General features: G+C 54.8%; 11 protein-coding genes. 8 read left to right on the top strand and 3 right to left on the bottom strand.

Annotated features, from left to right (window positions below):
* Window positions 1–26: 26 nt before the first annotated feature.
* The 5 genes from deoC (at window position 27) to yjjJ (ending at window position 5,802) form a co-directional block, all read left to right on the top strand.
* Window positions 27–806 carry a deoxyribose-phosphate aldolase gene (gene deoC / locus FDW98_RS06750; RefSeq protein WP_197737706.1) on the top strand — a complete coding sequence of 260 codons (780 nt, stop codon included), beginning with the start codon at window positions 27–29 and terminating at the stop codon, window positions 804–806.
* Between the two features lie 107 nt (window positions 807–913).
* Complete coding sequence (gene deoA / locus FDW98_RS06745; RefSeq protein WP_096758402.1) at window positions 914–2,236, top strand: thymidine phosphorylase; 1,323 nt, start codon at window positions 914–916, stop codon at window positions 2,234–2,236.
* A gap of 52 nt (window positions 2,237–2,288) precedes the next feature.
* Complete coding sequence (gene deoB, locus FDW98_RS06740; RefSeq protein WP_096758401.1) at window positions 2,289–3,512, top strand: phosphopentomutase; 1,224 nt, start codon at window positions 2,289–2,291, stop codon at window positions 3,510–3,512.
* A gap of 99 nt (window positions 3,513–3,611) precedes the next feature.
* Window positions 3,612–4,331 (top strand): purine-nucleoside phosphorylase, encoded by a 720-nt coding sequence (deoD, locus tag FDW98_RS06735; protein ID WP_000224864.1) that lies wholly within the window; start codon window positions 3,612–3,614, stop codon window positions 4,329–4,331.
* A gap of 142 nt (window positions 4,332–4,473) precedes the next feature.
* Window positions 4,474–5,802, top strand: a complete 1,329-nt coding sequence (yjjJ, locus tag FDW98_RS06730) for a type II toxin-antitoxin system HipA family toxin YjjJ (RefSeq protein WP_096758400.1) — start codon at window positions 4,474–4,476, stop codon at window positions 5,800–5,802.
* A 6-nt stretch (window positions 5,803–5,808) separates the two neighbouring features.
* Here the strand turns inward: yjjJ and lplA are convergent, their stop codons facing one another.
* Complete coding sequence (gene lplA / locus FDW98_RS06725) at window positions 5,809–6,825, bottom strand: lipoate--protein ligase LplA (protein WP_096758399.1); 1,017 nt, start codon at window positions 6,823–6,825, stop codon at window positions 5,809–5,811.
* A 22-nt stretch (window positions 6,826–6,847) separates the two neighbouring features.
* Entirely contained in the window at window positions 6,848–7,489 is a 642-nt protein-coding gene (locus FDW98_RS06720) for a YtjB family periplasmic protein (RefSeq protein ID WP_096758398.1), read from the bottom strand.
* Between the two features lie 115 nt (window positions 7,490–7,604).
* Here FDW98_RS06720 and serB point away from each other — a divergent pair, with 115 nt between their 5' ends.
* The 3 genes from serB (at window position 7,605) to nadR (ending at window position 11,342) form a co-directional block, all read left to right on the top strand.
* Window positions 7,605–8,573: a phosphoserine phosphatase gene (gene serB / locus FDW98_RS06715; RefSeq protein ID WP_096758397.1), complete on the top strand. Its 969-nt coding sequence runs from the start codon at window positions 7,605–7,607 to the stop codon at window positions 8,571–8,573.
* Window positions 8,574–8,584: 11 nt separating this feature from the next.
* The gene (gene radA, locus FDW98_RS06710; RefSeq protein WP_096758396.1) at window positions 8,585–9,967 is read left to right on the top strand and encodes a DNA repair protein RadA; all 1,383 of its coding nucleotides are present in this window, start codon (window positions 8,585–8,587) and stop codon (window positions 9,965–9,967) included.
* 142 nt (window positions 9,968–10,109) lie between these two features.
* Entirely contained in the window at window positions 10,110–11,342 is a 1,233-nt protein-coding gene (nadR, locus tag FDW98_RS06705) for a multifunctional transcriptional regulator/nicotinamide-nucleotide adenylyltransferase/ribosylnicotinamide kinase NadR (RefSeq protein ID WP_096758395.1), read from the top strand.
* 101 nt (window positions 11,343–11,443) lie between these two features.
* Here the strand turns inward: nadR and ettA are convergent, their stop codons facing one another.
* A complete protein-coding gene (gene ettA, locus FDW98_RS06700; RefSeq protein WP_096758394.1) occupies window positions 11,444–13,111 on the bottom strand; it encodes an energy-dependent translational throttle protein EttA in 1,668 nt (555 codons plus the stop codon).

The following is a 13,111-nucleotide window of genomic DNA, read 5'->3' as shown; positions in this document are numbered from 1 at the left end:
ATACGGCGATGCCGTTGGAGAATGTTATGACCGATTTAACAGCAAGCAGCCTGCGTGCCCTGAAACTGATGGACCTGACCACCCTGAATGATGACGACACCAACGATAAAGTGATCGCGCTGTGTCATCAGGCAAAAACCCCGGTGGGTAACACGGCGGCAATCTGTATCTATCCGCGTTTCATCCCTATTGCGCGTAAAACGCTGAACGAGCAGGGCACGCCGGATATCCGTATTGCAACGGTAACCAACTTCCCGCACGGCAACGATGACATCGATATTGCGCTGGCAGAAACCCGTGCAGCGATTGCCTACGGCGCAGACGAAGTTGATGTGGTATTCCCTTATCGTGCGCTGATTGCTGGTAATGAGCAGGTCGGTTTTGACTTGGTGAAAGCCTGTAAAGAGGCGTGTGCAGCGGCAAACGTGCTGCTGAAAGTGATCATCGAAACCGGTGAACTGAAAGAAGAAGCGTTGATTCGCAAAGCATCTGAAATCTCCATCAAAGCAGGGGCTGATTTCATCAAGACCTCTACCGGTAAAGTCCCGGTTAATGCGACGCCGGAAAGCGCACGCATCATGATGGAAGTGATCCGCGATATGGGCGTTTCGAAAACCGTTGGTTTCAAACCGGCTGGCGGCGTGCGTACTGCGGAAGACGCGCAGCAATTCCTCGCCATTGCTGATGAACTGTTTGGCGCAGACTGGGCGGATTCCCGTCACTATCGCTTTGGCGCATCCAGCCTGCTGGCAAGCTTGCTGAAGGCGCTGGGTCACGGCGACGGTAAGAGTGCAAGCAGCTACTAAGTTTTTATTGCCCATCGTAGGCCGGATAAGGCGCAAGCCGCCATCCGGCATGAATACGACTTGCCGGGTGGCGCATTGCTTACCCGGCCCATAATCGGGAGGTTCCCTTGTTTCTCGCACAAGAAATTATTCGTAAAAAACGTGATGGTCATGCGCTGAGTGATGAAGAAATTCGTTTCTTTATTAACGGTATTCGCGACAACACCATCTCTGAAGGGCAAATCGCCGCCCTGGCGATGACCATTTTCTTCCACGATATGACAATGCCTGAGCGTGTTTCGCTGACCATGGCAATGCGTGATTCAGGAACCGTGCTGGACTGGAAAAGTCTGCAGCTGAACGGCCCGATTGTGGATAAGCACTCTACCGGCGGCGTGGGTGATGTAACGTCACTGATGTTAGGTCCAATGGTCGCAGCATGCGGCGGCTATATTCCGATGATTTCCGGGCGGGGTCTGGGTCATACCGGCGGTACGCTGGATAAACTGGAAGCGATCCCGGGATTTGACATTTTCCCGGATGACGCGCGTTTCCGTGAAATTATTAAAGACGTGGGTGTGGCGATTATTGGGCAAACCAGCTCGCTCGCACCGGCGGATAAACGTTTTTATGCCACCCGCGACATTACCGCGACGGTGGATTCCATCCCGCTGATCACCGGTTCGATCCTGGCGAAAAAGCTGGCGGAAGGGCTGGATGCGCTGGTCATGGATGTAAAAGTTGGCAGCGGCGCCTTTATGCCAACCTACGAGCTTTCTGAAGCCCTTGCCGAAGCAATTGTTGGCGTGGCGAACGGGGCAGGCGTGCGTACCACCGCACTGTTAACCGATATGAACCAGGTGCTGGCTTCCAGCGCCGGTAACGCAGTAGAAGTCCGCGAAGCGGTGCAGTTCCTGACTGGTGAATACCGCAATCCACGTTTGTTAGACGTCACCATGGCGCTGTGTGTGGAAATGCTGATCTCCGGCAAACTGGCGAAAGACGATACCGAAGCCCGCGTCAAGCTGCAGGCGGTGTTGGATAACGGTAAAGCGGCGGAAATTTTTGGTCGCATGGTCGCTGCGCAAAAAGGCCCGACCGACTTTGTGGAAAATTATGCGAAGTACCTGCCGACGGCAATGCTCAGCAAAGCGGTATATGCTGATACCGAAGGTTTTGTCAGCGCAATGGATACCCGTGCGCTGGGGATGGCGGTGGTTTCCATGGGCGGCGGTCGTCGTCAGGCATCGGACACCATTGATTACAGCGTTGGCTTTAGCGACATGGCGCGTCTGGGCGACAGCGTAGACGGGCAGCGTCCGCTGGCGGTGATCCATGCCAAAGATGAAGCCAGCTGGCAGGAAGCGGCGAAAGCGGTCAAAGCGGCAATCAGCCTTGACGACAAAGCGCCAGAAATTACACCGACAGTCTATCGTCGTATAACCGAATAACTGTATACTGATCTGATCGCTTTTTTGCGGCGCAAAAGGTACGGAGAATAATATGAAACGTGCATTTATTATGGTGCTGGACTCCTTTGGTATAGGTGCGACTGAAGACGCTGACCGCTTTGGCGACGTTGGTGCCGATACTATGGGGCATATTGCAGAAGCCTGTGCGAAAGGCGAAGCTGACAATGGTCGCAAAGGTCCGCTGAATTTGCCTAACCTGACCCGCCTGGGCCTGGTGAAAGCTCACGAAGGTTCTACAGGTAAAATTGCCGCCGGAATGGACGGTAATGCGGAAGTGATCGGTGCCTACGCATGGGCGCATGAACTCTCTTCCGGCAAAGACACGCCGTCTGGTCACTGGGAAATCGCCGGTGTGCCGGTGCTGTTTGACTGGGGTTACTTCTCCGATCATGAAAACAGCTTCCCGCAGGAGCTGCTGGACAAGCTGGTTAAGCGCGCCAACCTGCCGGGCTACCTCGGCAACTGCCACTCTTCCGGTACGGTCATTCTGGATCAACTGGGCGAAGAACATATGAAAACCGGCAAGCCGATTTTCTATACATCCGCTGACTCCGTGTTCCAGATTGCCTGCCACGAAGAGACCTACGGTCTGGATAAACTCTACGAGCTGTGCGAAATCGCTCGTGAAGAACTGACCGAAGGCGGCTACAACATTGGTCGCGTGATCGCCCGTCCGTTTATTGGCGATAAAGCCGGTAACTTCCAGCGTACCGGTAACCGTCACGACCTGGCCGTAGAACCGCCAGCGGCAACTGTTCTGCAGAAACTGGTCGACGAGAAAAAAGGCCATGTTGTTTCTGTGGGTAAGATTGCCGACATTTACGCGAACTGCGGTATCACTAAAAAAGTGAAAGCGACCGGTCTGGACGCGCTGTTCGACGCCACCATCAAAGAGATGAAAGAAGCGGGTGATGAGACCATTGTCTTCACCAACTTCGTCGACTTCGACTCCTCCTGGGGCCATCGTCGCGATATCGCCGGTTATGCAGCAGGTCTGGAGCTGTTCGACCGTCGTCTGCCTGAGCTGATGGAGCTGGTAGGGGAAGATGACATTCTGATCCTGACCGCTGACCATGGCTGTGACCCAAGCTGGCCGGGCACTGACCACACTCGTGAACACATTCCGGTGTTGATCTACGGCCCGAAAGTCAAACCAGGTTCACTGGGTCATCGCGAAACCTTCGCGGATATCGGTCAGACGCTGGCGAGCTACTTTGGTACGTCGCCAATGGACTACGGTAAAAACATGCTGTGATGCAATTGCCCGGTGGCGCAAGCTTACCGGGCCTACGGTTTTGTAGGCCTGATAAGGCGTAGCCGCCATCAGGCAATAACAACGAAATAAGGATAAAAGATGGCAACTCCACATATTAATGCAGAAATGGGTGATTTCGCTGACGTCGTATTGATGCCTGGCGACCCGCTGCGTGCGAAGCACATTGCTGAAACTTTCCTCGAAGATGTCCGTGAAGTGAACAACGTTCGCGGCATGTTAGGCTTCACCGGGACTTACAAGGGCCGTAAGATCTCCGTGATGGGTCACGGCATGGGTATCCCATCCTGCTCCATCTACACCAAAGAACTGATCACCGATTTCGGCGTGAAGAAAATCATCCGCGTAGGCTCCTGTGGCGCTGTGCGTATGGACGTAAAACTGCGCGACGTGGTTATTGGCATGGGTGCTTGCACCGACTCCAAAGTTAACCGTATCCGCTTCAAAGATCATGACTTCGCTGCTATCGCTGACTTCGACATGGTGCGTAATGCTGTTGATGCGGCCAAAGCGCTGGGCGTAGACGCGCGCGTGGGCAACCTGTTCTCCGCTGACCTGTTCTACTCGCCGGACGGCGAAATGTTCGACGTGATGGAAAAATACGGCGTGCTGGGCGTGGAAATGGAAGCGGCGGGTATCTACGGTGTTGCGGCTGAGTTTGGTGCGAAAGCGCTGACCATTTGCACCGTGTCCGACCATATCCGTACTCACGAGCAGACCACTGCTGCTGAACGTCAGACGACCTTCAACGACATGATCAAAATCGCGCTGGAATCCGTGCTGCTGGGCGATAAAGAGTAACTGTTTTAACAGGAGGCGATATTCGCCTCCTGCCTCTCATGAATCTATTCATTAATTTAAATCCCTCATTTTTTTATGTTTACATTTCACCCATGTATGCTATTTAGTGTATTCAAGTATCTATTCATAAATCTATCCATCAATGAGTGCATTAACTGATTTGCTATTACAAGGGCCACGTTCTGCCCCTGAGCTGCGACAGTCGCTGGCAATCAGCCAGGCAACCTTTTCTCGTCTTGTTTCAGCGCATGAAGAGGTCGTACAGTTTGGTAAAGCGCGAGCAACGCGCTATGCGCTTATCAAGCCGATTCGCGGCACGATGTCGTTCCCGCTGTGGCGGGTTGATGCTCAGGGGAACGCCTGTAAATTTGGCGTTGTTTACCCTTGTTGGCCACAGGGTAGTTGCCTGGTTGCGCTGTCTTCAGGGGAATGGCAGTGGTTTGATGGCCTTCCCTGGTATATCACCGATCTCCGACCACAGGGTTTTTTAGGGCGAGCCTGGGGAAGAGCCGTCGCGGGATATACCCATCTTCCGGATGATATTCGCTTGTGGCAGGAAGATGAGGTGCTGTATGCACTCCGAGCGTACGCAGGTGAAAATACAGGGGGATGGATCATTGGTGAAGATAACTATCAGCGCTGGATTGACGCGCCAGAACCGATTGCGATTGCTCACTCTGATAAAGTTTCGCGTTTTCAGCAGTTGGCTGAGGAAGCATTAGCGGGTGAAATCATTGGTTCCTCTGCCGGAGGTGAACAGCCTAAATTCGCCTGCTGTGTGCAGTCAGTGTTGGGTAATCAGAATGTGTTCGTTAAGTTTAGCGCCCAGGAACAAAGCATTGTTTCTGTGCGTTGGGGCGATCTGCTGATAGCCGAATCAATTGCACTATCGGTGTTGTCCGGGGCCTGTATTCCTGCGAGCAGTACGACGGTTTATCGCAGTGACGGGGGACAGGTGTTCCTCGAGAGCGCCAGATTTGATTGTGTGGGCGTACACGGCAGAAGGCCAATAGTCTCTCTTGAGTCCTTGCAAAGCGAGTATGTTTCTTCTCCGGGGAGCTGGCCTGCGGTCACGCACCATCTGGCAGTCCAGGGCTATGTTGATGCAGATTCTTGTGAGCAAACTGAGAATATCTGGGCATTTGGTCGCTTGATAGCCAACAGCGATATGCATGCGGGTAATCTCTCGTTCTATTTATCCGCACCGCCAATGGCGCTAGCCCCTGTTTATGACATGTTGCCAATGTCGTTTGCTCCCTCTGCTGCGGGCTCACTGCGTAATGAAGCCGTTGATATAAAAGTCGATGCGACGGTTAGCAGAGCCGCATGGGAATACGCCCTGCCATTAGCCAAAGCATTTTGGCAGCAGGTTGCCGATGATGGGCGTATCAGCGCGGGATTTCGCCAGATTGCCCGCGCCATGTTGGAAAAACTGACGTCAGCTGCGTTAGTTATTCAGCGGCTGGCGTAAAGACAACTAGCGTACCGCTCTCGCTATCCACGCCGACAGTTCTCGTAGCTCTTTTTCCTGTTGCGGGAAATCGCCAATCAACGCCTCGCACTCCTGTTGCAGCCTGTCCGCCCGATACAGACACCCTTGCAAGCTGTCCGCCAGCGCTTCTAATGGCGCGGGATTGAGGCTGTCGGTAAAGACCTGCGCGCGGGTGATATGGCCTTTCTCCACGTCGAAATGTAACTCGATGCCACCCCAGGTAAAACGCTCATCCAGCAGATGAGAGAAGGCAGGGGCCTGACCAAAGTTCCACTCCCAGCTGCTCTGGCGGGCAAACGTTTCGGCGAAGTTGGGCAGATCCGGCGTGTTATCCGGGGAGATAATTTCAGCCGCCACGCGTTCGCCGTAGTGTTGGAAAAAGGCGTCGGTCACGGCTTCACAGATTTTTTCATGAGTGATCTCAGGCAGCAGTTCAACCAGATTCGCGACCCGACCACGCACGGAGGTGATCCCCTTCGCCTGAAGCTTTTTCTGATCAGGGTTGAGGTAATTCGCCAGACGACTGAGATCGGCATTCAGCAGCAGCGTACCGTGGTGGAACCCGCGATCTTTGGTTTCTCGATACGCCGAACCTGAAACTTTGCGATCGCCTTCGGCCGTTTTGACCACCAGATCGTTACGCCCGGAGGCGTCGGCGTTGACGCCCAGTGCGTTCAGGGCATTGAGTACGATAGCGGTGGAGATGGTTTTGTCGTATTCCGGTTTGCCAGCCATAAAGGTAAAGCAGGTATTACCGAGATCGTGAAACACCGCGCCGCCGCCGCTGCTACGGCGAGCCAGCCGGACGTTATCCTCTTCCATGCGTCGGGTATTGCACTCTTTCCACGGGTTTTGCGCCCGGCCTATGACCACCGTATCGGCGTTGCGCCATAAAAACAGCACGCGCTGCGTGGCGGGCATTTGACGAAAAATGCACTCTTCAACCGCCAGATTAAACCACGGATCGTAAGAGTCGGAGATAAGCAGGCGTAATGTGGTCATGGTTGATTTCCTTCCTGGTGAATTACTCTTTTTTCTCGCTGTCTTCTTCCTGCACCGGTTTGTTGGCGGTCAGCAGGAACGGCGATTGTTGCCAGCGGGTGCGCTTACCTTGCAGTAATGTCCGGGTTAATACCACGCCAATCGCCAGTGACAGGAGCAGCATCAGGCGTAGAATGTTGGTGGTGTTATCCACCTGTTTGGCCTCGGTGGCAAGGGTATGGGTATCCAGCGTCAGGCGCAGGTAGCCCAGCGGACCATTTTTGCCCTGAATGGGTTCGACAATTTGCTGATTAAAATAGCCCCCGGCTTTTTTACCGTCCAGCGCCAGCCGGTCGCGAACATTCACGCTCTCACCGGCATGCGTAATGAGATCGCCCTGTTCATCATAGACGCCCGCATCGAGAATACGGCTCTCGTCGGTGAGTTGGCGCAGCACGACAGCGATGCGTTTTTCATCCGGCGTTTCGGTACGCATCAGCGGCGCGACGTTTAATGCAACCTGGCGGGCCAGCGTGCGGGCCAGCTCTTCCAGCTGCGGATTTCGCTGCTGTTGATGGTTTTGACTAAACCACGACGCGCCCTGCATCAGGGCGACGAGCAGCGCGAGGCAGGACAATACAATCACTGCACGATGAAGTCGGAATTTCAGTTTTGCGCGAGCCATATTCCACCTGCTGAAAATTTGAGACTTAATGTTGCCAGAAGCGCTGGTTACAGGGTAGCCTCATGCGTTATTTTCCCCTGATGATTCCGACCCGAACGATTTTACAGGAGCTTTAATGCCTAACATTACCTGGTGCGATCTACCTGAAGATGTCTCTCTGTGGCCAGGTCTGCCTCTCTCTTTAAGTGGTGATGAAGTGATGCCACTGGATTACCACGCGGGCCGTAGCGGCTGGCTGCTGTATGGTCGTGGGCTGGATAAACAACGCTTAACGCAATACCAGAGCAAACTGGGGGCGGCGATGGTGATTGTGGCGGCCTGGTGCGTCGAGGATTATCAGGTGATTCGCCTCGCGGGATCGTTAACGCCGCGGGCAACAAAACTGGCGCATGATGCCAAACTGGATGTTGCCCCGCTGGGGAAAATCCCGCATTTGCGCACGCCAGGCCTGCTGGTGATGGACATGGATTCGACGGCGATCCAGATCGAGTGCATTGACGAAATCGCTAAACTGGCCGGAACCGGCGAGATGGTCGCAGAAGTGACGGAACGCGCGATGCGCGGGGAGCTGGATTTTACCGCCAGCCTGCGCAGCCGCGTCGCCACGCTGAAGGGGGCGGATGCCAATATTTTGATGCAGGTACGTGACAATCTCCCGCTGATGCCCGGCTTAACGCAACTGGTGCTGAAGCTGGAAACGCTGGGCTGGAAAGTCGCGATAGCCTCCGGTGGCTTTACCTTCTTTGCTGAATATCTGCGCGAAAAGCTGCGCCTGACGGCGGTTGTGGCGAACGAGCTGGAGATCATGGACGGGAAATTTACCGGCAACGTGATTGGCGATATCGTCGATGCTCAGTACAAGGCCACCACCCTGACCCGACTGGCGCAGGAATATGAAATCCCAATGACGCAAACGGTGGCGATTGGCGACGGCGCCAACGATCTGCCGATGATCAAAACGGCAGGGCTGGGGATCGCCTACCATGCTAAGCCGAAAGTGAATGAAAAGACGGAGATTACTATCCGTCACGCTGACCTGATGGGGGTGTTCTGCATTCTCTCCGGCAGCATGAACCAGAAATAACGAGGTAAAACGTGGCAAAAGCTCCTAAACGCGCCTTTGTATGTAATGAATGCGGGGCCGATTATCCGCGCTGGCAGGGGCAATGTAGCGCCTGTCAGGCCTGGAACAGCATCACCGAGGTGCGTCTTGCGGCGTCACCGACGGTGGCGCGTAACGAGCGCCTCAGCGGCTATGCCGGTAATGCAGGCGTCGCTAAGGTGCAAAAGCTGGCGGATATCAGTCTGGAAGAGCTGCCGCGTTTTTCTACCGGTTTTAAAGAGTTTGACCGCGTGCTGGGCGGCGGTGTGGTGCCCGGCAGTGCCATTCTGATCGGCGGTAATCCAGGCGCCGGGAAATCCACCCTGCTGCTGCAAACGCTGTGCAAGCTTGCCGAGCAGATGAAGACCCTGTACGTCACCGGGGAAGAATCGCTGCAACAGGTGGCGATGCGTGCCCATCGACTCGGTCTGCCGACGGCAAATCTGAATATGCTGTCAGAAACCAGCATTGAGCAGATTTGCCTGATTGCAGAGGAAGAGCAGCCAAAGCTGATGGTCATCGACTCCATTCAGGTGATGCACATGGCGGATATTCAGTCTTCGCCGGGCAGCGTGGCGCAGGTGCGTGAAACCGCCGCATACCTGACGCGCTTTGCTAAAACGCGCGGCGTGGCGATTGTCATGGTCGGTCACGTCACCAAAGATGGCTCGCTGGCCGGGCCAAAAGTACTGGAGCACTGCATTGACTGCTCGGTGCTGCTTGACGGCGATGCGGATTCTCGTTTCCGTACCCTGCGTAGCCATAAAAACCGCTTTGGTGCGGTGAATGAGCTTGGCGTCTTCGCCATGACCGAACAGGGCCTGCGCGAAGTCAGCAACCCTTCCGCTATTTTCTTAAGCCGTGGCGATGAAGTGACCTCCGGCAGCTCGGTGATGGTGGTCTGGGAAGGGACGCGTCCGCTGCTGGTGGAGATTCAGGCGCTGGTCGATCACTCGATGATGGCGAACCCTCGGCGCGTAGCAGTCGGGTTGGAACAAAACCGTTTGGCGATCTTGCTGGCAGTGTTGCACCGTCACGGCGGCCTGCAAATGTCTGACCAGGACGTGTTCGTTAACGTGGTTGGCGGCGTCAAAGTCACCGAAACCAGTGCCGACCTTGCGTTACTGCTGGCGATGGTTTCCAGCCTGCGCGACAGGCCGCTACCGCACGATCTCGTGGTCTTTGGCGAAGTGGGGCTGGCGGGGGAGATTCGCCCGGTTCCCAGCGGCCAGGAGCGAATTTCTGAAGCGGCGAAGCACGGTTTCCGTCGGGCGATTGTCCCTGCCGCCAATGTGCCGAAAAAGGTGCCTGAAGGAATGCAGGTTTTTGGCGTTAAAAAGCTCGCGGATGCGTTAAACGTGTTTGACGACTTATAATTCATTACCCGTCGTCTTTCTGTCGGCAGGTGTGTTGGCTGCCACCAGAAATCCATAGGGTAATTATTTGTTTCACCCTGTAGGCCTGATAAGCGAAGCGCCATCAGGCAGTGTTACGCTATTTTTCCAGCAGGAGGCTCTTGTGTCATCGTTCGACTATCTCAAAACCGCCATTAAGCAAAAGGGCTGTACCCTGCAACAGGTGGCGGATGCCAGTGGCATGACCAAGGGATATTTAAGCCAGCTGCTGAATGCCAAAATCAAAAGCCCCAGCGCACAAAAGCTGGAGGCGCTGCACCGTTTTCTCGGGCTTGAGTTTCCCCGTCAGCAGAAAAATATCGGTGTGGTATTCGGTAAGTTTTATCCGCTGCATACCGGGCATATCTATCTGATCCAGCGCGCCTGTAGCCAGGTTGACGAGCTGCATATCATCATGGGCTATGACGATACGCGCGACCGTAGCCTGTTTGAAGACAGCGCCATGTCACAGCAGCCCACGGTTTCTGACCGTCTTCGCTGGCTGCTGCAAACCTTCAAATATCAGAAAAATATCCGTATTCATGCCTTTAATGAAGAAGGCATGGAGCCCTATCCGCACGGCTGGGATGTCTGGAGTAACGGCATAAAAACGTTTATGCAGGAGAAAGGGATCCAGCCAAACTGGATCTACACCTCTGAAGAAGCCGATGCGCCGCAGTATCTGGAACATCTGGGAATCGAAACGGTGCTGGTCGATCCCAGGCGCACATTCATGAGCATCAGCGGCGGGCAAATCCGTGAGAACCCGTTTCGCTACTGGGAGTATATCCCCACCGAGGTGAAGCCGTTTTTCGTGCGCACCGTGGCGATCCTCGGCGGTGAGTCGAGCGGAAAATCGACGCTGGTGAACAAACTCGCCAATATCTTCAACACCACCAGTGCGTGGGAATATGGCCGTGATTACGTCTTCTCCCATTTGGGCGGCGATGAGATGGCGCTACAGTATTCCGATTACGATAAAATTGCGCTTGGACAAGCGCAATACATTGATTTTGCAGTTAAATATGCCAATAAAGTCGCATTTATCGACACCGACTTTGTCACGACGCAGGCGTTCTGTAAAAAGTACGAAGGGCGTGAGCACCCGTTTGTGCAGGCGCTGATCGACGAGTACCGCTTTGACCTGGTGATTCTGCTGGAAAATAACACGCCGTGGGTGGCAGATGGACTACGCAGTCTGGGCAGTTCGGTTGACCGTAAGGCGTTTCAGTCGCTGCTGGTGGAAATGCTGCAGGAAAATAACATCGATTTTGTCCACGTCGAGGAGCCTGACTATGACGGCCGCTTCCTGCGCTGTGTGGAGCTGGTGAAAGAATTGATGGGTGAGCAGGGGTAGATTTTAATGCCGGATGGCGGCGTAAACGCTTTGTCCGGCCTACAAGTTGCACTCACCTCGTAGGCCGGACACGCACAACGCCATCCGGCACTTAACGGCAATTACTTAGAAATACGCTTGTACTTGATACGCTTCGGTTCCAGCGCATCTGCGCCCAGCGTGCGTTTCTTGTACTCTTCGTATTCGGTAAAGTTACCTTCGAAGAACTCGACTTTGCCTTCATCCTGGTAATCCAGAATGTGGGTGGCGATACGGTCGAGGAACCAACGGTCGTGCGAGATAACCATTGCGCAGCCCGGGAACTCCAGCAGGGCGTTTTCCAGTGCGCGCAGGGTTTCGATATCCAGGTCGTTGGTCGGTTCATCGAGCAGCAGCATGTTGCCGCCAACCTGCAGCAGCTTCGCCAGGTGCAGACGACCACGCTCACCACCGGACAGTTCGCCGACGCGTTTACCCTGATCAACACCTTTGAAGTTGAAGCGGCCTACGTAAGCGCGGCTTGGCATTTCGGTGTTGCCGATCTTCATGATATCCAGCCCGCCAGACACTTCTTCCCACACGGTTTTGCTGTTATCCATTGCGTCACGGAACTGGTCAACGGAGGCCAGTTTCACGGTTTCACCCAGTTCAATGGTGCCGCTATCTGGCTGTTCTTCACCGGAGAGCATGCGGAACAGGGTGGATTTACCCGCGCCGTTCGGACCGATGATCCCGACGATAGCGCCTTTCGGTACCGAGAAGCTCAGGTCGTCGATCAGGACGCGGTCGCCGTAGGATTTACGCAGGTTGGTAACCTCAACGACTTTATCGCCCAGACGAGGTCCTGGTGGGATAAACAGTTCGTTGGTTTCGTTACGCTTCTGGTATTCGGTATTATTGAGCTCTTCAAAGCGTGCCAGACGGGCTTTACCCTTCGACTGACGGCCTTTCGCACCCTGGCGTACCCACTCCAGCTCTTTCTCAATGGATTTACGGCGAGCCGCTTCCTGAGAGGCTTCCTGCGCCAGACGCTGATCTTTCTGCTCCAGCCAGGAAGAGTAGTTACCTTCCCACGGAATACCTTCGCCGCGGTCAAGCTCCAGGATCCAGCCAGCCACGTTATCGAGGAAGTAACGGTCGTGGGTAATTGCCACCACGGTCCCTTCGAAGTCGTGCAGGAAGCGTTCCAGCCATGCCACGGATTCTGCATCCAGGTGGTTGGTCGGTTCGTCGAGCAGCAGCATGTCTGGTTTTTCCAGCAGCAAGCGGCACAGCGCGACGCGGCGGCGTTCACCCCCGGACAGCTTCTCAATTTTGGCATCCCAGTCCGGCAGACGGAGTGCGTCAGCGGCGCGCTCCAGTTGTACGTTCAGGTTGTGGCCGTCGTGTGCCTGAATGATTTCTTCGAATTTACCCTGCTGTGCGGCAAGCTTATCGAAGTCGGCATCCGGCTCGGCGTACTTCGCGTACACTTCATCCAGGCCTTTCAGGGCGTTAACCACGTCGGCGACCGCTTCTTCAACGGACTCACGCACGGTATGTTCCGGATTCAGCTTCGGCTCCTGAGGCAGGTAACCGATCTTGAGGCCCGGCTGTGGACGAGCTTCGCCCTCGATGTCGGTATCAATACCGGCCATGATGCGCAGCAGGGTGGATTTACCCGCGCCGTTCAGACCGAGTACACCGATTTTGGCACCCGGGAAGAAGCTCAGAGAGATGTTTTTAAGAATATGACGTTTCGGCGGAACGACTTTGCCGACACGATGCATGGTATAAACGAATTGAGCCAC

The organism is Citrobacter sp. wls711, assembly GCF_005281055.1.
Taxonomy (GTDB): domain Bacteria; phylum Pseudomonadota; class Gammaproteobacteria; order Enterobacterales; family Enterobacteriaceae; genus Citrobacter; species Citrobacter gillenii.
Note: the sequence above shows the minus strand (reverse complement) of the source record. Positions and strands in the feature narration are given on the sequence as shown.

Bases quoted from the DNA above. Each gene is read 5' to 3' on its own strand.
- serB (WP_096758397.1), top strand. From the start codon at position 7,605: ATGCCTAACATTACCTGGTGCGATCTACCTGAAGATGTCTCTCTGTGG.
- lplA (WP_096758399.1), bottom strand. From the start codon at position 6,825: ATGACCACATTACGCCTGCTTATCTCCGACTCTTACGATCCGTGGTTT.
- FDW98_RS06720 (WP_096758398.1), bottom strand. From the start codon at position 7,489: ATGGCTCGCGCAAAACTGAAATTCCGACTTCATCGTGCAGTGATTGTA.
- deoD (WP_000224864.1), top strand. From the start codon at position 3,612: ATGGCAACTCCACATATTAATGCAGAAATGGGTGATTTCGCTGACGTC.
- yjjJ (WP_096758400.1), top strand. From the start codon at position 4,474: ATGAGTGCATTAACTGATTTGCTATTACAAGGGCCACGTTCTGCCCCT.
- deoB (WP_096758401.1), top strand. From the start codon at position 2,289: ATGAAACGTGCATTTATTATGGTGCTGGACTCCTTTGGTATAGGTGCG.
- deoC (WP_197737706.1), top strand. From the start codon at position 27: ATGACCGATTTAACAGCAAGCAGCCTGCGTGCCCTGAAACTGATGGAC.